This is a genomic window from Actinomyces mediterranea (genome assembly GCF_900155595.1).
Taxonomy (GTDB): Bacteria; Actinomycetota; Actinomycetes; order Actinomycetales; family Actinomycetaceae; genus Pauljensenia; species Pauljensenia mediterranea.
This window is the reverse complement of record NZ_FTPB01000004.1, coordinates 801,340-823,110: the sequence shown is the minus strand read 5'-3', so window position 1 is coordinate 823,110 and position 21,771 is coordinate 801,340. Positions and strand designations below refer to the sequence as shown.

Sequence of the window (21,771 nt, the reverse complement as noted above, 5' to 3'; positions counted from 1 at the left end):
GCCCTCGCTGATGAGCGGAGCCGGGCTCTCCGAGCCGCGGCAACGTACTCTTGACGGGTGACTATTGACGCCCTCGTCGATCCTGAGATCAGCCTCATCGCAGCCGTCGCCGGACGCGCTGATGTGCGCGGGGCATTCGATTCCGCCCGCGGCGTGCTCGCCGACCTGAGATTCCACGAAGGGCTGCGGCGCGGATGGGAGGAGGCCCGAGCAGAGGCCGGCGTCAGGGAGGCGACCGCACTCGCGATCCTCATGGGTGCGCGCACCAGCGTTGACGACCTGCGCATCGCTTCCCTGAAGGATGCCCGTGGCGAGGGGCGCGCCGCAGATGATCCCGCGATGGATGCCGCTCTGGGAGCGTGGAGGGCTCAATTCCACCTCGTCTCCCTCTTCCCGCCTCTCAATACGCGCATGTCGGCGCTTCACCGTCCGCCCGCATTCCCCGCACTTATCGCATCCCTGCACAGGGACTTGTGCTCCGCGCTCGTCGAGTCGGGGCGCCTCGACCCCAGTGGTGTGGCGATCCCCGCTGATCCGGTCCGGCTCGCCTACGCGATACGGCTGTTGGGAAGCGGACTCGGAGCCATCGAATCCGCAGCCGCCCTCGTCGCGCACTTCCGCGTCCGCGAGGTCTTCACCCCCGCCTCGGCCGCGGTCGGGGCGGCTCTTGCCCGGTGGGTCCTCACCGTCAGGGGCGTCGACCCGACGGGGGTATGCGTCATTTCAGCGGCCGACGCCCTCGATCAGGCGGGCGGTGTGCGCGACCTCGCGGGGTGGGTGAGTGTCGACGAGGACGGGCTCGCCCGCTGGATGGTCCACTTCGCCGACTCCATCGTCTACGGCGCCGAGGTGGGAGCCGACATCGCGCTCCACGTTCAAGCGCGCAAGCTGTCGTGAGTATTTAGCCGCCGTGTGCGCCACATGTGACGGCGGGGAATCGGATGGCCTAGGCGGCCCTGCGAGATGCGAGGAGCGCCCATGCGCCGACGCCGACGCCCACCGCGATGCCGACCCCGGCGGCCGCGACGGGCAGCGGGAGTTGCGGGACTCGGCGGCGCACTCTCGCCCTCGTCGTGAAATGCATGATCTGCCAGCCTCGTTCAACAGCGATATCGCGCAGTCCTCTGTCGGGATTCACCGCCACGGGGTGCCCGACGCTCGCGAGCAGAGGCTCATCCGACACGGAATCCGAATACGCCCAGCATTCGGCCAGGTCCCAGCCCTGTTGTGCTGCGAGCCTCGCGCACGCTTCTGCTTTGCCATGCGCCTGGTTGTAGTGGAGGATCTCCCCGGTGTATGCGCCATTCTCGTCGATGCCCGCGCTGGTCGCCAGGACGTGGTCGGCCCCGAGCATCCGAGCGATCGGGCGGACGATCTGCTCGACGGAGGCAGAGGCGATGACGATCGGATGCCCCTGTGCGCGATGGGAGGCGATCTGCTCGAGCGCCTGTACGTAGCAGACCGGGTCGATGACTGCGCCCAGCGAATCCTCCACGATCCTCTCGACCGCATGCGCATCCATGCCCCGAGCGAGATCGCCGATGACGCGCGCCATCTGATCCATCCGCTCCTCATCGGCGCCTTGGATGAGATAGGGCAGGTGGACGATGACCGACATGAGTGCGGCGCGCCTCGAAATGAGCCCGGCGTCGACGAAGGAGCCCTGCAGGGCGAGCGACGAGGACGTCGCGAGGATCGTCTTGTCCAGGTCGAAGAATGCTGCGCAGCGAGTAGATGACGGCTGATCGGTCATCGGGCCTCCACTAGGCGGGGTGTCGTTATCCACAGTTTCATCGGTTGAATAAGTCTTCCACAGATCCGCTGTCGCGTCCTTGTGTTCGGTGGTGCCAATGAGGTGGCCTAGGACCATGACGGGATCAGATGAAGCCCAGGGGCGCCAGACGCCCAGGCGGGGCGTGCACTGCGATGGACTGACGGGCCCCGACCTCGCGCATGTCCGCGACATCCTCGCACTCGTAGGGGGAACCGAATGGACGATGAGCTACGAGGATTCCCTTCCCGCCCTCGTGTGTACCCAAGATGCGCAGACGGCGGCCCACTGGGCGGGTCTCGCAGTGGCGACGGTGCGCATCGGGGAGCGCGGGAGTCTGCGCCTGCCACAGGACAATTCCCTGCTCGCTCAGATCATCGCCTCCACCGAAGGGGCAACAGCGCAGGAGACGCCACCGGGCAGCCGCTCTGGACGCTTGCGAGCCTCGTGGCTGACGCGCGCCTGGCAGTGCTCGGCGCGGGCTATCGATGCTTCAGACTACGAGTCGGAGTCCGGCCGTACAGCACCAATTGCCTGTATCGGCGTGTGCGGCTGGAACGGAGGGGCCGGGGCGTCGACACTCGCTCACCGCCTCGCAATCCGTGCAGGAGGAGTGCTCATCGACGCCTCGGGGTCCGCTCCCGGAATCATTGACGAGGGCGCAGCGGCGCACCCGGGCCTCAGGTGGTGCGATATCGACCCCGCCGAAAACGCTTTCGCCGCGGACTTCATCACGCACCTGCCCGAGTCGGGGAGCCTCCCATTTCTCGCCGGAGACGTCGGGGGAGTCGCAGACCCCGTGGATCCGCGGCTCATCCCAGTGATTGACGCCTGCCGCAGGGGAATCCGCATTCGCCGCGGTGCGGGCGACCATCCCCTCATCGTCGTTGACGCGGGGCGCTGGGGGGAGGGCGCGCACCGAGGATCGATTGCCTATATGGACGCCCTCGTCCTTGTCGGACACTCCGGCCTTCGTGGGGCATCCGTTCTGGCCTGCTCCTACGAATTGTGGACGCCTGAGTTGCCCCATATCCTCGTCTTCCGCGGCGGCCACCGCGAGCACATCGAAGCGGCGGCGCCGGGGGCACCACTCCTGTCCTACGCCGATGCATCGGGCAGTAGGGCTCTTCGATTCGGACGCGACGACATCACTACCGCAGTGCGGCGACTCCTCGGACGCCACTGGGCGAACCGCTTCACTCAGGAGGCTTCATGACCACTGACGACGCGGCACTCAAAGCACTCGCAGCGGGAGAGGGCCTGGCACGTGCGATCCAATCGACTGCGCGCCCCGGATCGGGCATGCGCGAGGCCACTATGGCGATGGAACGGGTGCGTACACTCGCCCAGGGGATCGGCCCCGACCTCGCGCCCCTCATTGCAGACCCTCTGGTCACCGACGTCCTCATCAACTCCGGGGCCGTGTGGATCGACCGCGGCGGGGGACTCGAACGGGTCGACACCGCGATTGCAGGAGAAGAGGGGACCCGTCGCCTCGCCATCCACATGGCCGCTGCCTGCGGCAAACGCCTTGATGACTCGAGCCCCATCGTCGATGGGACATTGCCCGGAGGAGTGAGGCTTCACGCGGTCCTGCCCCACCCGAGCGCATCGGGAACCCTTGTGTCGTTGCGTACATCGCGGGCGCAGGCGCTGAGCATCACAGATATGGAGGAATCGGGCTCCATCGCTGCGCTCATGGCGGCGGTACTGCGCAGGCTCGTCGAACGCCGCGCGAATGTCCTCGTCTCGTGGGCGACGGGCTGTGGGAAAACGACCCTACTGTCCGCGCTCCTCGGCCTCGTCCCCGCTCACGAGCGGATCGTCTGCATTGAAGAGATCCCCGAACTGCGGCCCGACCACCCGCATATCGTCTGCCTCGCCGAGAGGAGGGCGAATATCCAGGGGGCGGGCGCGATCCCACTGTCGGAACTCGTGCGAGCCGCCATGAGGATGCGGCCCGACCGGCTCATCCTCGGTGAATGCCGGGGAGTCGAGGTGCGCGATGTCCTCCTTGCCCTCAACACGGGCCACGACGGCGGGTGGGCGACGCTGCACGCCAATGGGGCGGACGATGTGCCCGCGCGTCTGATGGCGCTCGGAGCGCTTGCGGGGATGAGCGACACGGCGATCGCCGCGCAGGCCGTCGCAGCGATTGACGCCGTCGTTCATATGCGCAGGGGCCCGGTCGGGGCAGACGGCGTGAACAGAAGGCGGTGGGTGGCGCAGGTCGCCGTATTGGAACGAGAAGGCGGGGAACTGCGCTCCGTCCTCGCCCTCACCGTCGACGAGGACGGAGCAGCGCGCACACACGCCGGATGGGACAGGCTCTGCGTCGTCACCGGGCCGATTGACTGTGATGCATTCGTACCCGACCGGGGCGAATGATGGGGACGCTCCTCGGTGTCAGCGCCGTCGTGCTCGTCGCCATGGTCATCGTTGGCGATGGAGTCTACCGGCGCCGATGCATTGTCGCGTGGCGGAGAACGAGCAGTCGTGCGACAGAACACGCCAGAGCGCGGGCGATAGCGGGAAGCGCGCGCGAGCCCAGCGGCCCGGTGCTCGCACTTCTCATCGTCGATGTCGCAGCGAGACTGCGCGCGGGTGCTCCCCTGGATGGCGCATGGCGCGCCGCCTGGGATGAGGCGGAACTTCGTCCGCCTTGGTGCGGTATTGACGACAGGGGAGTTCCGCGCGTCGTGGCCGCCCTCGCTCACGAGCACTCCCTTGCCGAGGTGAGGGGCCTCGGTGACCTGCGACAATACTGGAGGGGGAGGGGAGTGAGGGCCAGGGCCGCGCGACGAGCGGCGCAAACCCTTAAGGCGGCATGCTCGCTGACGGTCATGCTGGGCTCGCCCGTCGCACAGGTGCTCGACCTCGTCGCCGACGGAGTCGACGAGGCCGAATCGGCTGAGGAATCGAGACAAGCCGCGACCTCAGGAGTACAGACCTCCGCGCGAATCATGACCGCCCTGCCCCTCGTCGCACTCGGCGGCGCATGGGGACTGGGCGCCGATCCGATAGCGCGCTTCACTGACGGCGGGGTGGGAACACTATCCGCCCTCGTCGGCGTCTCGTGCATGATCGCGGCTCATCTTGTGAGCAGAACTCTGATCAGGCGCGCCCAATGCTCAGCCGACGGAGTCGATTCGGCGGTCCTATGCGACCTCGCCTGCGCGGGCTTGGAGTCAGGAGCGTCGATTCCCCGCATCATTGAAGCCCTTGGAATGGCCGAAGGCAGTGAGCGGCTCGAGAGGATCGGCCGCGAGATCGCGCTCGGGGTCGCTTGGGATCGCGCGTGGGAGGAATCCCCCGAAGAGGCGCGGGCGCTCGCGCGCGCCCTCAAATCCGCCTGGTGCGACGGGGTGGCGCCGGGGCCGATGCTCCACCGCGCATCCGCTCAAATCCGTTCCCGGCGTGCGGCCGACGCCCGCATTGAAGCCGAGAAACTCGGTGTCCATTTGGTCGCCCCTCTGGGCGCCCTGCTCCTGCCCGCATTCATCGCCCTCGGAATATTGCCGATCATCATGCACCTCATGGCGACGGGCAGCGGATTCACGTAGAGCCCCCTATCAGCTCCGAGTCCGATCCGAGGGGAGTGCCAGGGTGACGAGCGCGCCCCGCGGGCGCTGGTCGGCGGGGTGGACAACAACATTGTTTTCTGACGCTGTGTCATAATAGTGCGGTGCGTGCACAGCGCACCTCGATCCACAAAGAAGTGCGACAGGCCAATTCGTTCACAGAGCAGAGGCCGCGCACTCGCCGCGAGCGCCCGCGTCAACGAGTCTGAAAGCCCCCACATCGGGGCCGATTACCGGTACTACATTCAGGAGGACTCATGTACACGATCGCCGCAGCCCACACGCGCCTCATCGCGGCGCGCATCGCAATGGCAGCGCACTTCGAATCCCTTGCGCGCGCCGACGGGCGGGATTCAGAAGAGGGGTCGACAACAGTCGAATACGCGATCGGAGCAGTGGCCGCAGCGGGATTCGCGGGCCTGCTCCTCGTCATCTTGAAATCGGGGGCCGTCAAAGGATTGCTCCAGGGCATCATCGAGTCCGCGCTCACGCTATGAGGGCACTGCCCGAGCGCCGTCGGGGGCCGGGGCGGGGGCGCGACGGCGGATCCGTCACAGTCGAACTCGCCATCGGGTTCGTCGCCGTCGTCACGATGATCGCCCTCATCCTCGTCGTCGCCCAGACCTCCCTGACACGGCACAGGCTGTGCCACGCCGCCCGCGAAGGGGCGCGCGCCTATTCGCTCGGTGCCCCCGATAGCGCATCGGTGGCCGATAAGGCACTCGGAGTGCTCGCGGAGCGCGGAGGCGCCGTGCACCTGTCACGATCCGAACGATGGGTGACGGCGACCGCAACAGCGCCCGGTGTCGCCATCGGATCCTTCACAGCGGGATCCGCTTCGTGCACGGTGCAGACCCTCATGGAATCGACAGCGCCATGAGATCCCGCACCCCGCGAATGAGTCGCGGACTCGTCGGCGCGTCGTGGCTCATCGCAGTGATCTGCATGCGGATCGGCATGAACGGCGAGCGTCGGGACTCGGGGCTCCGTCGGGGAGAGCGGGGTTCGGGCACCGTCCTCGTCGCGGGCATTGTCGCCTGCGCGCTCGTCCTCGCCATCGCGGTCGGCGCAATGGGCGACGTGTACGCGGCGCGAGCCCGGGTCGAAGCGGTCGGCGACCTCGCCGCACTGGCGGGAGGGGATGCGTCTGCGACGGCACCCTTCCAGGACGTGGGGTCGCGGCCCTGCGACCAAGCGGCGACAGTTGCTCAGCGCAATTCCATGACCCTCGAATCCTGCGAGGTCGTGGGTGCGGACACCAGAGTGATCGTCTCCGATGCGACGGTGATCGCGGGATGGTCGGTGACGCTTCGGGCCCGCTCTCGCGCCGGGCCCGAAGAAAGCTCAATCCGGGGCGACTAATTCCCAGGAAACTCACAGGCCCACTCCATGGTGTTACAAGGAGGGCTCCGTATCTTTATATCCATCGAGCCAATGCCCCGAGTGGAGCGAGCACCACGAGAGGCGAGAAAGGGACATATTCGAAGACTTGCACTGTGTTGATGGGATGCCGTGAGGGGTCGACCGCTTCGGTCGGCCCCTCACGGTGTCTGCAGTAAGCACCGCCGCTCCGGAGCCGCCGCGACTGACGATGGCGGTGCGGCCGGGCGCGGCTACTCCCCGGGGCAGCGCTCCCTCAGGAAGTCCATGAGCGCGAGGGCGCCCGCTTTGGACAAGGGCTCATTGCCGTTCCCACACTTGGGGGACTGGATACAGCGCGGACACCCCTCCTCGCAGTCGCACGATGCCACAGCATTCCACGTCGCTTCAACCCACTCGGATGCCCTGTCGAAACCGCACTCCGCGTGCCCCGCGCCACCGCGGAAGGCATCGTGGACGAATACCGTCGCCGTTCCCGTGTCGTCGTGCAGAGCAGTCGACAAGCCGCCCAGATCCCAGCGGTCACAGGTCGTGATCAGCGGCAATAGGCCGATCGCCGCATGCTCAGCCGCATGCAGCGCCCCGGGAAGATCCTCCTGTTCCAGCCCCGCCGCCACGAGTGCGCCGGGGCCGAGTTCGTACCACACGGCCTTCGTCTCAAGAGTCCTCGTCGGCATCCTCAGCTCCACGTTGCGGATGAACTCCAGGCCGGGCAGGCGCAACAGATCGTAGTCGGTGACCCGCGTCGACACATCGACTGCGCCGAATCTCCAGGTGACGAGACCGTCGGACGATGACCACGATCGTTCGGCGTTGACGATCGACACCGACACGTGCTGTTTCGCCCTCGTCCGTAGCGGGGTGCGGACCTCCTCGACGACGGCGACCCTCGTCCGATCCGCCGACCTTCTAGCGGAGGGGGGCATGAGTGAGGACACCGGCGTTTGCTGCACCGAATCCTCCCGGATGGGGGCCTCCAAGGACGACAGGGACAGGACGTGGAATGTGCGGCCCTGATGGACGTAGATCGCATCGGGGAAGACCTGGGCATCGGCTGCAGCCTCGTCAACGGTGCCGATGACTGCCCCCGAACGGGCGTCCACGATCTGCACATCCCCCGCGCCGCCTCGCAGATCCGTCAGATCCGAAACGCGTTCGAGCCTCGTTGCATCCCAGAACCAGCCGGCCTCCCTGCGCCGCAGATAACCATCGGCAGTCAAACGCTCCGCCAGAGCGATAAAACCCGGGCCGAAAAGCCGCAGGTCTTCATCGTCATTGCGCGACTTCGACAAGGGAAGCTCCGATGCAGCCGCGCACAGGTGCGGGGCGAGGACCCACGGATTGCCCGGGTCGATGACCGCGGACTCGACGGGCGCGAAGATCTGGTCCGGGTGGCGGATGAGATAAGCATCCAGGGGATTGTCGGAGGCGATGAGCACGGACACTCCCGCAGAGCCCGCCCGCCCCGCGCGGCCGATCTGCTGGAACAGGGAGGCACGCGTGCCGGGCCAACCGGCGCTGATCGTCGCATCGAGGCCGGAGATGTCGAGCCCCAACTCCAGTGCCGAGGTCGTCGCGACGGCCCTCAGAGAGCCCGTGCGCAGTCCCCGTTCCAACGCCCTGCGCTCTTCGGGCAGGTATCCGCCCCGATAGGCGGCGACCCTGCCCGCGTCAGGGGAGCCGAGGGCACTCAAACGCCGCTGCATTTGCGCCGCCACTGTTTCCGCGCCCCCGCGGGAGCGGACGAAGGTGAGGAGGCGGGCGCCCTCGGCGACCATTGCGGCGCCGAGCCGGGAGGCTTCGGTGTGTGCGGAGAGGCGGCGCGTCGGCGCCTCCACAACGACATCCTCTCCTGAGGCGGCGCGCAGGAAGTCGGAGATGTCGACCTCCGACTCGTCGGCGATGAGCTGCCCCTGCCACAGGGCGAGGTGGTGCGCTCCCGCTGGGGAGCCGTCCTCGTCGATCGCCAGTGTCGGCCTGCCCGTCATCGCTTCGCCCACTGCAGCGGGGTCGCGGATGGTCGCCGAGAGCATGATGATCCGCGGGTCGGCGCCGAGATGGTGGGCGATGCGCAACAGGCGGCGGATAACGAGGGCGATGTGGCTGCCGGTGACGCCGCGCCAGTGGTGGAGTTCGTCAATGACGATGTAGCGCAGGGACGCGAGGAAACGGGTCCACCTCTCGTGGCCGGGCAGCATGACGTAGTGGAGGTAATCGGGGTTGGTGAGGAGGATGTCGGCATTCGTCCTCGCCCAGTCCTTCGCCTCGCGCGGGGTGTCCCCATCGGCGGTGGTGGCGCGCACCCCGGCGAGCTCCGAGCCTGTGCCCGAGGCGCCGGATCCGAGGAGGCGCCCGAGGCCTGCGAACTGATCCGCGGCGAGAGCCTTCGTCGGCGACATGTACAAGCACGTGGGTCGGCGCCGGATCTGGGAGATGCGCCCGACTTCGTCGCCCTCGATAATGTCGGAGAGGATCGGCGTCCATGCGATGGTGGACTTGCCCGAGCCGGTGCCAGTGGCGACGACGACGTCACGTCCGCTGTGAATTGCGTCGAGCGCCTGGGCCTGGTGACTCCACGGGCACTCCGCTCCGCGCGCGGCCCACGCGGCCACGACCTGCGGAGCGACCCATGCGGGCCAGTCTGCGTGGCGGGCACTGCGCCCGGGGAGGACGTGCATGCCGACGAGGCAATCATTGTCGGCGCTGCGCCGGTGCAACAGATCGACGAGGGCGCCTACGCCGGGTGGAGGCGTCGACGAGGGTGTGGACTCCACCAGTGACCTCCTTGTGGCGGACTATGTGCGCGGATCCATCCAACCGAGTGTGTGAGCCGCGGCTTCCTTCATGTATGCGATGGCGGAGATGCCGGTGGAGATTCCTGCGGAGATATTCTCGCGCAGCTGGCGGCGCGACACTCCAGCGCCCGCGTCGATGACGAAATCGGCGCAGACCTGCACCGAACCGGAGTCCGAGGGGATCCAGTACACGGTGGGGAAGTACTTCTCGCGGTTCCACGAGTCCGCCGCCGCGAAGATCGAATGCGCTGCGGCATCGGCCGACAGCTCCGTGTCCCACATGGCGCGGATCGAAATGAAGCGTCCCGATGCATCGAAGGTGAGGAGGAAGAGGACCTTGTCGAAGACGGCTCCTGCGGCTCGCCCTTCGAGGAGGATGTCGAGTTCGTAGCCCATGTCACGCACATCGGTCACGAGGCGGGCGAAGTCGACAGGGAAGGGCGTCGAGTCGTCGGAGGGGACGGAATAGGGGGTGCTCATGCCTGCTCCTGCACTGGTGTGGACTCATCGGCCCAAGTGACGAAATCAGGCAGCCCCTCTTCGAGATCGGAGAAGAACCCCATGATCATTGCCATGGATGTTTCAAAGAAGGAATTCAACTGGGCTTCGGTGAGTCCCTCCATTGCGACGACATTGCATTCGGCGATGAGGCCGTATCGGCGCCCGTCTTCCAGGGGTGCGAGATAGGCTTTGGGGCCGGTGCGCGTGGAGTTGCAGGCGGCGACCTCATCGACGAGGTCGGTGAATTGGGCGTCCGTTTCAGCGATACCCCGCCACTGAGCGCGCAGCTGCAGGATCTGCGGGTTTGAGGCGTTCCAGAAGTAGACGGCGTTGCGCGTGGGGCAGGCGAGTTCGGCATCGTCGAACTGGCCGAAGGAAACGTCGCGACCGGCGAGCAACGTTCTGATTCGCTCGGTGTCGACGGGCGTCGTGGCGGGCACGGATTCTCCTGGGGCGAGGGATGGCAACTCAGTCTCACCAACTCTATCCGAGGGCGCACGCCTCGGCCCGGGCAAACGAGTGCGCGCGGTGAGCGGATGCTCGTCGGTATTCAGTCACTGTCGAGGACCCGCCGGGGGATCGTGCAGCATAAGACGGTAAGGTGGCGTTCGAACGTCATCCGACTGCGCGCAGCACAGATGAAGTCCGGGCCGATGCAGATAGCGATGTGGAAGGAGCCTCCGATGTCATACGAGCACCCATCGGCGGACCGCACTCGCCGGCCCTCCGCCGAACCCCGCCCGTCCGCCGGGGAGCGCCGGGCGCTGTCGGAGGCCAAGTGGTACGGGGCCAGGCTGCGCAGGAGGCTCGTCGCGGCCCTTGCCTGCATCATCGCCGCGGCGGCGCTCACCCGGGGCGCGGTATACACCGCCTGGGGTCAAAGCGCCGACACCCTCTTCATGGAGGCGGCGATGAGATGGAGATTCTCATTGGGCTCGTACGCCTCGCTCATCACGGGGCTCGTGTCGGTGCCGGCGATCATTCTCGTCGCGGTCGCAGTCGTCGGAGTAGCAGTGGCCAGGCGTCGCCCGACCCTCGCCGGTCGCGCCGTCGGCATGGTCGCCGCCGCGAATGCGTCGACCCAATTGCTTAAAGCAGTGCTGGAACGGCCCGATCTCGATGTGACGACGGTGATCCCCAACTCGCTGCCATCGGGTCATACGACTGTTGCAATGTCGGTGACCCTCGCCCTGGTCATGGTGGCGCCTGAATGGCTGCGAGGCCCGTCCGCGTGGGTGGGGTGGCTGTGGACTGCGCTCATGGGGTTCGCCGTCATGATGTCGGCGTGGCACCGTCTCGCCGATGTTCTCGTCTCCGTCCTCATCTGTGGAGCGTGGGCGCTGCTGCTCACCCCCATCGAGCAGCGGGCCCGGCATGTCCCCGGGATGCGCCGCACAATGCTGTGGGCAGTCGTCATCGTCTTCGCCTTCGCCGTCGTCGCCTCGGTGATCGCACTCATCGGAGTGGATGTCGCAGCCGTCGCGACTCCCGGGGCGTCGGGTTACGGGTTCTCCCATTTCTTGGCGGAGCAGCCGTGGCGCGCGCGCCTGCTTGCCGTGACCGGGATGCTGTGGATCATCAGCGTCACCGGCTTCGTCATCCACGAGGTCGACTCCCTGTGCGATTCCCACGACCGGTGATCCGAAAGTCCCACGACCGGCGATCCGAAAGATGCGTACGAGGTTGTCATAGGGAGCGGTGGAATCGGCGTGCTGTGCCGCGCCTTCGTCTGTGGTTGTCTAAGGTTTTCGCAGTCGGTGGGGCCGACCACAGGTCGCCCGAGCACACACAGGTGGTGGGGCTCCGTCCTCGTCCGCTTCGGATTGGCTGTGCGACTCGTGCCCGCGACCGAAGCCTGCGCTGGTCGACGCCGCCACCTGCGCCCCACAACACCAACGCCGATCCGAACGCTACACACACCATCGGAACACTCCGCACACCATCCGAACATTGCACCGTTCACATCCAGGCCGCACCGCTCCGAACAAGGCCACACCGTGTGGAACAGGACCACAGCGTGTGGAAACACGCACTGATCCACCCGCAGACGGAAGGATGCTGTAATAGCGTCCGATCGAACGGCAACCAGCCAAACTGCACACACTCCCCGAACACCACACTGTGCGACACACGTGTCCGTGACTGTGAACTGCAGATATAAACAACAACTCAACAGACCACCACGAACCAACACACAGACTGTGTGCAGTTATGCCAGCCAACACGAACAACGAGCGGGCGGACCAGGTCTGCCGGGACCGCCCGCCGGGCGGTCGGCGGCATCGGTCGCATCTCGCAGCACCAAGGACGGGCGGTCGATCATGCGGGAAACAAGTGAATGAAGCGACGAACATTACTCAGTAATGGGACTTTATACCTAGGAGATTATGGGTCGGTGACCGTCTGGTGAATTATTCCGGCGTGTTGCATATCTAGTGGCTCGACTCCCCAGGGGCCCCTAGATACAGTGGTGCCTGTTCGTCTCAAACCCTAGATGCAGTGTTTGAACGTCGGATGCCCGAGCATGCGCGGACACCCGACGAAATATCCCGACTGACGTACCCAATGAAGGTGACAAACATGGACCAGTGCCCCCAGGACCGTGCCCCGCGCTACGACGTTGACGCTATCTCCACCGTCGAGGAGTATCTCGACCGCTCCGACTGGCGAGTCAACGCCAATGCGAACCAGGGCTACTCGCTGGGCGGCATGATCCTCAACTCCGCTGGGAAGATCACCGCGAACTATTGGCTTGAACAGATCTACACCCCTGAGATCGGCGCGGCCCACCGCGAGGGCGATTACCACATCCACGACCTCGACATGTTCGCCGGGTATTGTGCTGGGTGGAGCCTCAAGCGTCTCATTCAGGAGGGTTTCAACGGGGTGACTGGCGCGATCTCCTCCGCCGCTCCCAAGCACTTCTCCTCCGCATGCGGCCAGATCGTCAACTTCCTGGGCACCTTGCAGAACGAGTGGGCGGGCGCCCAGGCATTCTCCTCCTTCGACACCTACATGGCCCCCTTCGTGCGCATCGACAATATGAGCTACGAGCAGGTCGTCCAGTGCATGCAGGAGCTCATCTACAACCTCAACGTGCCCAGCCGCTGGGGCAGCCAGTGCCCCTTCACGAATCTCACCTTCGACTGGACCTGCCCCGACGACCTCGCCGAGGAGTACCCACTCATCGGCGACGAGGTCATGGACTTCACCTATGGCGAACTCCAGGAGGAGATGGACCTCATCAACCGCGCTTTCATCGACGTGATGAGCGGCGGCGACGCCGACGGGCGCGTCTTCACCTTCCCCATCCCCACCTACAACATCACCCCCGACTTCGACTGGAACACCCCCAACGCCGACCGCCTCTTCGAAATGACCGCGAAGTACGGCCTGCCCTACTTCCAGAACTTCATCAACTCCGACCTCGACCCGCACATGATCCGCTCCATGTGCTGCCGCCTCCAGCTCGATCTGCGCGAACTCCTCAAGCGCGGCAATGGCCTCTTCGGCTCGGCCGAGCTCACCGGCTCCATCGGCGTCGTCACCATGAACATGGCGCGCCTGGGCTACCTCTTCAAGGGGGACGAGGACGGCCTCGTCGCAGCCCTCGACCATCTCATCGACCTCGCATCCCAGTCGCTGGAGCGCAAGCGCTCCACCATCCAGTTCCACATGGATCACGGTCTCTTCCCCTACTCCAAGCGCTACCTCGGCAGCCTCGACAACCACTTCTCCACCATTGGCGTCAATGGCATGAACGAGATGGTCCGCAACTTCACCGACGACGCTTACGACATCACCGACCCGCGCGGCTTCGACATGTGCGTGCGCATCCTCGATCACGTTCGCGACCGCATGGTGGAACTCCAAGAGGCGACGGGCCACCTCTACAACCTCGAGGCGACCCCCGCCGAAGGCACCACCTACCGCTTCGCGAAGGAGGACAAGAAGCGCTTCGAGGACATCATCCAGGCTGGCACCCCCGACCAGCCGTACTACACGAACTCCTCGCAACTGCCCGTCGGATACACGGATGATCCGTTCCAGGCGCTCGAGGATCAAGAGGTCCTCCAGGGCAAGTACACGGGCGGCACCGTCCTGCACCTGTACATGGGCGAGCGCATGACTTCCGGCGCCGCCTGCAAGGAGATGGTGAAGCGCTCGCTCACCGCCTTCAAGCTGCCTTACATCACGATCACCCCGACCTTCTCGATCTGCCCGGTTCATGGCTACCTCGCGGGCGAGCACTTCACCTGCGAGAAGTGTGCCGAGCGTCATCCCGACCGCGAGCCGCAGACCTGCGAGGTGTGGACCCGCGTCATGGGCTACTTCCGCCCCGTCCAGTCCTTCAACATCGGTAAGAAGGGCGAGTACGCCGAGCGCACCATGTTCTCCGAGGATGCGGCGTCGCGTCACGGCGAACTCGTCTCCGCCTTCCCTCCTATCGAGGCGCGCTGAGATGAACGACTCTGCGGCGTCGGGCAGGCGGTGGCTGCCCGACGACCTGCAGATCGCAGGCATGGTCCCCATGTCGAGCGTCGACTGGCCGGGGAAGTTCACCGCGTCCCTGTTCCTGCAGGGGTGCCCGTGGATGTGTCCGTATTGCCAGAATGTGGCGATCATCGATCCGAAAATCCCCGGGGTTGTCGCGTGGAGCGCGCTGGAGGATCTGCTGGCCAGGCGCCACGGGCTCCTCGACGGCGTCGTCTTCTCCGGTGGTGAGGCGACTCGCCAGATCGCCCTCGCCCCTGCGATGCGTCGCGTGAAGGAATTCGGCTACGCGGTCGGCCTCCACACTGCGGGCCCTTACCCTAAACGGCTGGAGGAACTCCTCGACGAGGGCCTCATCGACTGGGTCGGCATCGACATCAAGGCGCTGCCCGAGAACTACGCGGCCGTCGCAGGGCGCCAGGGCGCGGGGGAGAAGGCGTGGGAGTCGCTGCGCATCCTCCTTGACCATCCCGAGGTCGACTACGAGGTCCGCCTCACCGTCTACCCTGAAGGTCCCGGTGACGGCGCCGAGGTGGCGCGTCGGCTGCGGGATATGGGGGTGACGTGCTTCGCCCTGCAGCAGGCGAGGGCGCTGGGCACTTCGGAGGGATTCGTGGCGCAGGCGGCCGGGTGGGACGATCAGGTGGCCGCCCTCGCGCGCGACTGCGAAGCCCTGGGATTTGAAGTTTTCACGTTCCGGCCCGCGTGAGTTCGCCCGCCGCGGTTTAGGCTGGATCGTGGAAGAGTCCCGAGCGTGAGGAGCACTGATGTCGAATCAGCAGATCCCGGACGCTGCGCGCGCCGCAGCCGACCCCACGACGAGCGCCGAGCAACTGCGCCTCATTGCCTACTACAACCCCGAGTTGCGCGCGCAGGTCGCCGTGCATCCGAATGCGTATCCGGGGCTGCTCGAGTGGTTGAAGAACCTCGGGGATCCGCAGGTTGCGGCCGCGCTCGCGGTGAGAGGATCCGGAGCAGGGCCGACGCCCCGTGATGACGCGCCGCCCCAGGCGGATGCAGATCCGCAGGTGGACACCGCGCAGCAGGCAGTTGCGTCGTCTCGGAACCCCGAGGCCGACGAGGGCGCCCCCGAGATCAGGGAGACGGCTGGGGCCGCAGACGCACCGGGGATCGCAAAGACCCCGCAGGCTGAGGACACCCCCGCAACTGGGGAGGCCGCCGACAGACACGAAACATCCGCGTCACCCCGGGCTGAAGAGACGACGGTCCTCGAACCGGAGGTCTTCTCGCCCGCCGCAGCCGGTGGCACCGCAGTGCTCCCGGCGGTTGAGACTGCGCCTAGGGCAGGCGCCGGGGGAGAACAGCCGATTGTGGAGCGGACATCGGTCTTCCCCGCGCCTGCAAGCGCCCCGGTAGAGCCGGGCGACTCCGTTTTCTCATGGTCTCCGATAGACCCCGCCGGGCCGTCGCCCGCCGTTGCACAGGCCGCCCCCGGTTCGGCGTTCGCCGGTCAGACTCAGCCGATGGGGTGGACTCCGACGTCACAGGCAGCAACGCCCCCGGTTCATGCGCCGGTCCCCGCCGTGGCGCCCGCACGTTCCAGTGTCCCGGCATCGGCGCCAACGGCTATCGAGGACGGGTCCAAGAAGGGCGGCTCGTGGCTCGCCGGACTGCTCGGCGCGCTCATCGCCCTCGCCGTCATCCTCCTCATAGCGGTGGCCTTCGTCTTCACCAACGGATTCGGAACACAGCGGGCCCCGTCGCCCTCGCCCGGCTCGCAGACGGCGCAGTCCTCAGCTCCGACGACGCCCGACGCCGCCCAGTCGCGGGGAAGTGAAGCCGACGAGGACGAGGTGAAGTATCCGGCACCGGCGTCCGCTGCGACCATGAGGCAGTTCAGAGCCCCCTCCGGAAACATCGTCTGCCTCCTCGGCGGCGACCGGGTGCTCTGCCAGATCTATCGGACGAACTGGGCGGGCACGGGCTACGAGGCGTGCGGCGGCGCGCAGGGGGGCGTCCTCATCGCCACCGCCGATGGCGCGCAGAACAGTTGCGCGCAAGGAGACGCGGGGGATGTCACCGCAGTCCTCGACTATGGTCGCTACGCGGTGAACGGCCATTCGGCGTGCACGGCGACCGAGGACGGCATCTCCTGTTGGAACACTGTTTCCGGTCACTCCTTCGCCCTGTCGCGCAGCGGGTGGATGACCGGAGACAAGGGCGAGATCACCCCGGACCGATTCTCTTGGCGCTGACTCCACACTGACACAGAGGCCACATGGAGCCTTATGTTCAGTGGTGAAACGGATCATCGCGGGCCGGGGCGACCTGCTCGGCTGCGAAAAGCCGACGCGGCTTTCGTGATCTTATTGGCTCGGCGAAGCTCACGATTCTTATGAAGCAGACGCCTGTTCTCCGCCTGCAGACCACCAGCCTCACCGTTGCTCGTCCCACTGTGTTCGCTCACTCCACGACCGCGAAGCCACCTCCGAATCATATGAGGAGACACTCCCAGCACCTCGCCCATCCCCACACCAGACCACTTCGGCAAGACACGCGACCACCGACACGAAGTCCGACCCCACCAAAGTCGGCGGACGCCCTCGTCAGTCGATTGACGAGGGCGCCCACGTGCCCGTCATGCCGAGCTGCTCGCCGAGCTGCGCGACTTGTCGCCGACCGTCCGACTACTCGCTGATCGGACCGAGGACGGCGTTCGCCCACGCGGCGTGCAGCGACTCTTGATCCGAGGGCTGGAACAGGCCCGCCAGTGCGTCGCGGTACAGGCGCGAGAGCTCATGGCCGTTGTAGTAGGAAGAGCCGCCGCATGCGCGGATCGACTGCTCGACTGCGCGCAGCGTCGCCTCCGCGGCGGCGTTCTTCGCCGCCGACAACTGCGGCATCCAGATCGGGCCCCGATCGACGCCCTCTTCGACGTCGCGGGCGAGTTCGCGGATCTGCGGGCCGACCGCGTTCATGGTGATCGCGGCCTCCGCGATGCGCCAGCGGATATCCGGGTCATTGGAGTACACCGTCTGGTTCTTCACCGATTGACGGGTCTTCACATGTTTGGCGGCGACCTCGACGGCGCGCTCGCCGATCCCCATGTAGGTCGCGGCGAGGAGGATCTCGAAGTGGGAGAAGATGCCGAAGACGACCGGGTCTTTCGACGGGCCGGGCTCGCAGCGGGTGAGGATGCGCTCGGCGGGGATATGCGCCCCCTCCAGGAGGGTCGTATTCGATTGGGTGGCGCGCATCCCGAGCGTGTCCCAATCGTCTGTGATCGTGAAGCCGCCGTCTTCGCGGTTGAGGATGGCGAACACCGAGTGGGGTCCGTCCTCGCCCGAGTCGTCGCGGCCGAATGTCATCAGACGTGTCCATGCGGGTGCGAGCGATGTGAAGACCTTCGTGCCGGTGAAGGAATAGCCGCCCTCGCCGTCGGGTTCTGCCGTGGTGATGGACCCGAAGAGGACGAGGTCGTTGCCGGGTTCGGAGATGCCGAAACCGTAGAGTTCACCGGCGGTAGCGTCGCGCAGAATGACTTCGCCGCGGGGGTTCCCATTGCGCACGAGGTGGCGCCCCAGACCGACGATGATCTGGTGCATATTGATGCCGAGCGCGGTCCCCGGGGCGGCCTTGGCGAGGCGAGTCTGCTCTGCTGCGATCTCCTCGAGGGTCAAGCCAGCGCCGCCGTACTCCTTGGGGACGAATGCCGTGAGGTACCCGGAGTCGCGCAGGTTCGCGAGGTCCTCATCGGGGAAGGTGTTGTCGAGGTCGTGTGCGGCTGCACGTTCGTGGATTCGTGCGAGCAGGTCGTCGCTGAGGAACGCCATCGTCGTCCTTTCTCATGGTGGTGACGGTCAAGCGGGGAGCGCGCCGCTTGAGTCTCCCACGGTAGCGTGAAGAGTATGCATCTGCCGGATCAGGCGATGGGTGCCGAATCGTGCCAAGGGCTGCATGAGTCGAGTGGAGTCGAGTAGGTTTGTCCTGTGACGTCACAAATGCCCGCTCTCACTCCGCGTCAGCGGTTCCTCAAGGCCCGTCAGCGCCGTCAGGCCCTCACTTTCGCCATGACGGGTGCGATCCTGGTTGTCGTTGCGATCGTCTCCGCTCTCGTCCTCACGGGAATCGTTCCCGTCCCCATTGGCAACGAGTTCTCGCGCACCGTGAAGTACGCTGCGCCCGGGGACGTTCCCTGTCCAACCTCTACCGCGCTTGTGGATCCCGCGGGGATCAGAGTCCAGATCCTCAATACGACATCGCGCCCAAGTCTGGCCTCCGATGCGACGGCTATGCTCTCCACAGCGGGGTACACGCCTCTGGAACCGGGCAATGCGGTGTCCGAATACCCGGGCAAGGTAGAGATCGACGTCGGACCGAATGCTGTTGATGCCGCGTATACCGTCGCCCGCTTCTTCCCCGGCTCGAAGGTGGTCCTCACCGAGTCGACGGATACCACTGTGACGGTGCTGTTGGGCAACTTCTACGACGGCCCGCTCAGCGCCGACGATGTTCAACGCATCATTGATTCGCGCGATCCGATCCGGGCGCCGAAGAATTGCGTGGCGGTCAACACTGATGACGAGGGCGACGCGGAACAGTCCGCTCGGTCGGGGGAGCAATCCGGTGCCGAGGCCGAGGGAGCCGAATCAGAAGAGCCGACGGACGCTCAATCGGCCGAGTGACCCCCGGTCGACTACTCCAGGTTGAGGTCGGCCGCATCGGAGGCTGCGGCAAGCGCGTGCCCATCGGAGCCGAACCACACGGGAATCGAATCGGGCACGGTCCTCAGCGCATCGGGAACCATCGACTCGAAGGTGCCGTGCGACATGAACTGCTCGATCTCTGAGAGGGATCGGATCGCGATTCCTGCGACATTGTGCGGGTACTCTCGCGCGAATTCCGCGTAGATCTCGGGGTCGCGCTGCCCGTCGTCGCCGACGAGGAGCCATTTCATTGTCGGGTGCATCCGTGCGAGGCGGCGCAATTCTCTGCGCTTGTGCTCTGGCCCCGAACGGAACCATCCGGTGTTCGACGGGCCGAAATCCGTCATGAGGAATGCCCCGAGGGGGTAGTCGAGGCGCTGGAGGAAGTCCCTGACGGTCGGAATGACATTCCATGCGCCGGTTGACAGGTAGACGACGGGGGCGTGCGGCTGCTTGCCCGCGCGGCTGAGCGGCGTCGACGCCAGGGCGGAGAGGAACTCCGCCATCCCGGGGACTGCTTCGCGCGAAGAGACCCGATCGACGAAGGAGTGCTTCGCCGCAACCACCAGACGGGGGAGCATCGTCACCATGACGGTGTCGTCGATATCCGATACGATCCCCACCCGCTCGTCGTCTCCGATGATCCGCAGGGCGACGGACACCGGCTGACCGGCCCGGACGCGCCCCGCGGCGTAGAGGACTTCTCCGGTGGTGTTCGTCGAGGGACGTGACTCGACGGTGTCACCCTCGGATAGTCCGAGGGCACGGACATCGCCCTCATGGAGGGGCTGCATCCACGCGCTGTGCCATCCGGGGACGAGGCCGTGGTCGGGGACGGTCAGGTCAATGTAACCGCCCCGATCGGCGAAGGTGATGCGGCGCTGCGATCCGACTGTGACGAGGACCGGCTGGCGGGGCACTTGAGCATCGAAGAACTGTCGCCATCCGCGGCGCTGGGCGAGCCAGGAGCGCTGATCGCGTGTGCGCTCCATGATGACCCGCCCGATGACACGGGCGCGGCGCTCGGAGCCCAGACCGCCGAATCCGACGATGCCGGGGTGGAACCCCCAATCGGACAAAACGCGTGCGAGGGTGCGCGACCCCAATTCGCCGCCGGAGGACACGAGGGTGAGGAGGACGGAGGGCGACTCATCATCGATGAGCGGTTCGGAGAGCATTATCCTCCTCGGGATGGGTGGATCTTCAACGTACACGATCCACGGTCCCGTCCGACGACCCGGCGCCCATGCGGACGGGCGGAGAGCCTCAGCGGGATGGGGAATCGGTTGATTGGCGGATGACCAGATTCGGGTAGAACTTGCGATGAACGATTGTCGCCTCGCGCGCGGACGATGCGAGCAGCAGGTCTGCGGCCTCTCGCCCCAACTCCCTCATGGGCTGGCGGATCGTCGTCAGGGGGATGGGCATCTGCGCGGCGAGGGCGATGTCGTCGAATCCGACGAGGGAGATATCGCGGGGGATCGAAATGCGGGCGTCGCGCAGGGTGCTCATGACGCCGAATGCGAGCAGATCGTTGGCGCAGAACACTGCGGTGGGGAAGTCCGCGGGCAAGGAGGCGGGGGGAGGGGATGAGGGCCTGGTGTCACCACTACGGGGGTCGGTGGCGTTGACCCCGGCGTCGGCGAGAATACGGCGCATATGCGCCCGACCGGCCTCGGCGGTGAAGTCCGTGACCTCCGCGACATCGAGGACGATGGGCGAGGACTCGGCGTCGTAGTCGGGGCGCGAGCGCCACTGGTGGATGGCGTCCTGCACTCCGAGGAGGCGCTGGCGCGATTGGCGCACGGACGAGGGGCCGTTGACGAAGAGGAGGCGGCGGTGCCCCAGGGATAGGAGGTGCTCGATGGCGAGCGAGGCTCCGGCGCGGTCGTCAATACTGATCGCCGACATGTCTTCGGGAGTGTCGGGCGAATCGAAGAGGACGATGGACACGCCGCGCTTGACGAGTTCATGGGCGACGTCGAGGTCGGAGTCGGCGGGGGTGAGGAGGATTCCGCGCACCGCTTGTCCGGCGAGGGCGCGCAGCACCGTCGCCTCGGTGTCGACGTTGGAATTGGTTGAGGCGAGGGACATGACGCAGCCGTCTTCTCGCAGGCGCTGCTCCATTCCCGCAGCGGCCTCCATGAAAAAGGGATTCGTCAGATCGAAGACGGTGACTCCGACGAGGGGAGACACTCCCCTCCTCAGCGCCTGTGCGGTCGGGTTGGGGACGTATCCCAGTGCGGCGATTGCGTCTTCGACGCGCTGGCGCACATCGTTGCGCACTGTTCCGCGTCCGTTGATGACATTGGAGACGGATCCGACGCTCACTCCCGCGAGGGCCGCAACATCTTTGACGCCCGGTGCCTTCTGGGTGGAGGGGGGAGGTGTTTTCTCATTGCCTGCGAGAGTCCGGGAGGCGGTATCGACCTGTCGACTCATTGCTGATGCGCGTGGCACTGCTTAGACCTTTCGTGGAAACCGCTGCTTGTGGCCAATTCTGTCATTACTTGTGCGAACAGTCAGGCGTCTGCCTGCCGTGGCGGGGGGCGGTGCGCTCGGGTGGGTCTGTGCCGTCAGTT

At 66.2% G+C, this 21,771-nt stretch carries 19 protein-coding genes; 12 read left to right on the top strand and 7 right to left on the bottom strand.

What is annotated here, in order from left to right:
* The first annotated feature begins 57 nt into the window (after nt 1–57).
* On the top strand, nt 58–897 hold the full coding sequence (locus BQ7471_RS07670) for a hypothetical protein (RefSeq protein ID WP_076465358.1): 840 nt from the start codon (nt 58–60) through the stop codon (nt 895–897).
* Between the two features lie 49 nt (nt 898–946).
* On the opposite strand, the gene BQ7471_RS07665 is transcribed toward BQ7471_RS07670, so the two are convergent.
* Nucleotides 947–1,753 (bottom strand): HAD family hydrolase, encoded by an 807-nt coding sequence (locus tag BQ7471_RS07665; protein WP_076465356.1) that lies wholly within the window; start codon nt 1,751–1,753, stop codon nt 947–949.
* Between the two features lie 115 nt (nt 1,754–1,868).
* Here BQ7471_RS07665 and BQ7471_RS07660 point away from each other — a divergent pair, with 115 nt between their 5' ends.
* From BQ7471_RS07660 to BQ7471_RS07635, 6 genes are all read left to right on the top strand, one after another.
* Entirely contained in the window at nt 1,869–2,987 is a 1,119-nt protein-coding gene (locus tag BQ7471_RS07660; RefSeq protein ID WP_076465355.1) for a CpaE-like family protein, read from the top strand.
* Nucleotides 2,984–4,159, top strand: a complete 1,176-nt coding sequence (locus BQ7471_RS07655) for a TadA family conjugal transfer-associated ATPase (protein ID WP_076465353.1) — start codon at nt 2,984–2,986, stop codon at nt 4,157–4,159. The genes BQ7471_RS07660 and BQ7471_RS07655 overlap by 4 nt, the downstream gene beginning before the upstream one ends.
* On the top strand, nt 4,156–5,334 hold the full coding sequence (locus BQ7471_RS07650; protein ID WP_083663312.1) for a type II secretion system F family protein: 1,179 nt from the start codon (nt 4,156–4,158) through the stop codon (nt 5,332–5,334). Before BQ7471_RS07655 ends, BQ7471_RS07650 begins: the two co-directional genes overlap by 4 nt.
* Nucleotides 5,335–5,609: 275 nt before the next feature.
* Nucleotides 5,610–5,849: a DUF4244 domain-containing protein gene (locus BQ7471_RS07645; RefSeq protein WP_083663311.1), complete on the top strand. Its 240-nt coding sequence runs from the start codon at nt 5,610–5,612 to the stop codon at nt 5,847–5,849.
* Nucleotides 5,846–6,232 (top strand): TadE/TadG family type IV pilus assembly protein, encoded by a 387-nt coding sequence (locus BQ7471_RS07640; RefSeq protein WP_076465350.1) that lies wholly within the window; start codon nt 5,846–5,848, stop codon nt 6,230–6,232. Before BQ7471_RS07645 ends, BQ7471_RS07640 begins: the two co-directional genes overlap by 4 nt.
* Nucleotides 6,229–6,714, top strand: coding sequence for an Rv3654c family TadE-like protein (locus BQ7471_RS07635; RefSeq protein WP_235821268.1), 486 nt, complete (start codon nt 6,229–6,231; stop codon nt 6,712–6,714). Before BQ7471_RS07640 ends, BQ7471_RS07635 begins: the two co-directional genes overlap by 4 nt.
* A 251-nt stretch (nt 6,715–6,965) precedes the next feature.
* Here the strand turns inward: BQ7471_RS07635 and BQ7471_RS07630 are convergent, their stop codons facing one another.
* The 3 genes from BQ7471_RS07630 to BQ7471_RS07620 all read right to left on the bottom strand — a co-directional run bounded on the left by BQ7471_RS07630 (nt 6,966) and on the right by BQ7471_RS07620 (nt 10,468).
* A complete protein-coding gene (locus BQ7471_RS07630; RefSeq protein ID WP_076466269.1) occupies nt 6,966–9,410 on the bottom strand; it encodes a DEAD/DEAH box helicase in 2,445 nt (814 codons plus the stop codon).
* Nucleotides 9,411–9,527: 117 nt separating this feature from the next.
* On the bottom strand, nt 9,528–10,007 hold the full coding sequence (locus BQ7471_RS07625) for a YbjN domain-containing protein (protein WP_076465349.1): 480 nt from the start codon (nt 10,005–10,007) through the stop codon (nt 9,528–9,530).
* A complete protein-coding gene (locus BQ7471_RS07620) occupies nt 10,004–10,468 on the bottom strand; it encodes a YbjN domain-containing protein (protein WP_205408270.1) in 465 nt (154 codons plus the stop codon). The genes BQ7471_RS07625 and BQ7471_RS07620 overlap by 4 nt, the downstream gene beginning before the upstream one ends.
* Nucleotides 10,469–10,711: 243 nt before the next feature.
* On the opposite strand from BQ7471_RS07620, the gene BQ7471_RS07615 reads away from it, so the two are divergent.
* The 4 genes from BQ7471_RS07615 (at nt 10,712) to BQ7471_RS07600 (ending at nt 16,738) form a co-directional block, all read left to right on the top strand.
* A complete protein-coding gene (locus BQ7471_RS07615) occupies nt 10,712–11,668 on the top strand; it encodes a phosphatase PAP2 family protein (RefSeq protein WP_235821267.1) in 957 nt (318 codons plus the stop codon).
* Nucleotides 11,669–12,608: 940 nt separating this feature from the next.
* On the top strand, nt 12,609–14,489 hold the full coding sequence (locus BQ7471_RS07610; RefSeq protein ID WP_076465346.1) for a ribonucleoside triphosphate reductase: 1,881 nt from the start codon (nt 12,609–12,611) through the stop codon (nt 14,487–14,489).
* 1 nt (nt 14,490) lies between these two features.
* Nucleotides 14,491–15,231 (top strand): anaerobic ribonucleoside-triphosphate reductase activating protein, encoded by a 741-nt coding sequence (locus BQ7471_RS07605; protein WP_076465344.1) that lies wholly within the window; start codon nt 14,491–14,493, stop codon nt 15,229–15,231.
* A gap of 58 nt (nt 15,232–15,289) precedes the next feature.
* Nucleotides 15,290–16,738: a variant leucine-rich repeat-containing protein gene (locus BQ7471_RS07600; protein ID WP_076465343.1), complete on the top strand. Its 1,449-nt coding sequence runs from the start codon at nt 15,290–15,292 to the stop codon at nt 16,736–16,738.
* Nucleotides 16,739–17,170: 432 nt separating this feature from the next.
* Here the strand turns inward: BQ7471_RS07600 and BQ7471_RS07595 are convergent, their stop codons facing one another.
* The gene (locus BQ7471_RS07595) at nt 17,171–18,316 is read right to left on the bottom strand and encodes an acyl-CoA dehydrogenase family protein (RefSeq protein WP_076465341.1); all 1,146 of its coding nucleotides are present in this window, start codon (nt 18,314–18,316) and stop codon (nt 17,171–17,173) included.
* A 156-nt stretch (nt 18,317–18,472) separates the two neighbouring features.
* On the opposite strand from BQ7471_RS07595, the gene BQ7471_RS07590 reads away from it, so the two are divergent.
* Nucleotides 18,473–19,168, top strand: a complete 696-nt coding sequence (locus tag BQ7471_RS07590; protein WP_076465339.1) for a LytR C-terminal domain-containing protein — start codon at nt 18,473–18,475, stop codon at nt 19,166–19,168.
* Nucleotides 19,169–19,179: 11 nt separating this feature from the next.
* On the opposite strand, the gene BQ7471_RS07585 is transcribed toward BQ7471_RS07590, so the two are convergent.
* Together BQ7471_RS07585 and BQ7471_RS07580 are read right to left on the bottom strand one after the other, a co-directional pair.
* On the bottom strand, nt 19,180–20,367 hold the full coding sequence (locus BQ7471_RS07585; protein WP_076465338.1) for an App1 family protein: 1,188 nt from the start codon (nt 20,365–20,367) through the stop codon (nt 19,180–19,182).
* A gap of 88 nt (nt 20,368–20,455) precedes the next feature.
* Nucleotides 20,456–21,649, bottom strand: a complete 1,194-nt coding sequence (locus BQ7471_RS07580) for a LacI family DNA-binding transcriptional regulator (protein WP_235821266.1) — start codon at nt 21,647–21,649, stop codon at nt 20,456–20,458.
* Nucleotides 21,650–21,771 lie beyond the last annotated feature (122 nt).

Bases quoted from the DNA above. Each gene is read 5' to 3' on its own strand.
- BQ7471_RS07625 (WP_076465349.1), bottom strand. From the start codon at position 10,007: ATGAGCACCCCCTATTCCGTCCCCTCCGACGACTCGACGCCCTTCCCT.
- BQ7471_RS07640 (WP_076465350.1), top strand. From the start codon at position 5,846: ATGAGGGCACTGCCCGAGCGCCGTCGGGGGCCGGGGCGGGGGCGCGAC.
- BQ7471_RS07585 (WP_076465338.1), bottom strand. From the start codon at position 20,367: ATGCTCTCCGAACCGCTCATCGATGATGAGTCGCCCTCCGTCCTCCTC.
- BQ7471_RS07635 (WP_235821268.1), top strand. From the start codon at position 6,229: ATGAGATCCCGCACCCCGCGAATGAGTCGCGGACTCGTCGGCGCGTCG.
- BQ7471_RS07645 (WP_083663311.1), top strand. From the start codon at position 5,610: ATGTACACGATCGCCGCAGCCCACACGCGCCTCATCGCGGCGCGCATC.
- BQ7471_RS07615 (WP_235821267.1), top strand. From the start codon at position 10,712: ATGTCATACGAGCACCCATCGGCGGACCGCACTCGCCGGCCCTCCGCC.
- BQ7471_RS07630 (WP_076466269.1), bottom strand. From the start codon at position 9,410: ATGCACGTCCTCCCCGGGCGCAGTGCCCGCCACGCAGACTGGCCCGCA.
- BQ7471_RS07650 (WP_083663312.1), top strand. From the start codon at position 4,156: ATGATGGGGACGCTCCTCGGTGTCAGCGCCGTCGTGCTCGTCGCCATG.
- BQ7471_RS07605 (WP_076465344.1), top strand. From the start codon at position 14,491: ATGAACGACTCTGCGGCGTCGGGCAGGCGGTGGCTGCCCGACGACCTG.
- BQ7471_RS07600 (WP_076465343.1), top strand. From the start codon at position 15,290: ATGTCGAATCAGCAGATCCCGGACGCTGCGCGCGCCGCAGCCGACCCC.
- BQ7471_RS07665 (WP_076465356.1), bottom strand. From the start codon at position 1,753: ATGACCGATCAGCCGTCATCTACTCGCTGCGCAGCATTCTTCGACCTG.
- BQ7471_RS07660 (WP_076465355.1), top strand. From the start codon at position 1,869: ATGACGGGATCAGATGAAGCCCAGGGGCGCCAGACGCCCAGGCGGGGC.
- BQ7471_RS07610 (WP_076465346.1), top strand. From the start codon at position 12,609: ATGGACCAGTGCCCCCAGGACCGTGCCCCGCGCTACGACGTTGACGCT.
- BQ7471_RS07655 (WP_076465353.1), top strand. From the start codon at position 2,984: ATGACCACTGACGACGCGGCACTCAAAGCACTCGCAGCGGGAGAGGGC.
- BQ7471_RS07595 (WP_076465341.1), bottom strand. From the start codon at position 18,316: ATGGCGTTCCTCAGCGACGACCTGCTCGCACGAATCCACGAACGTGCA.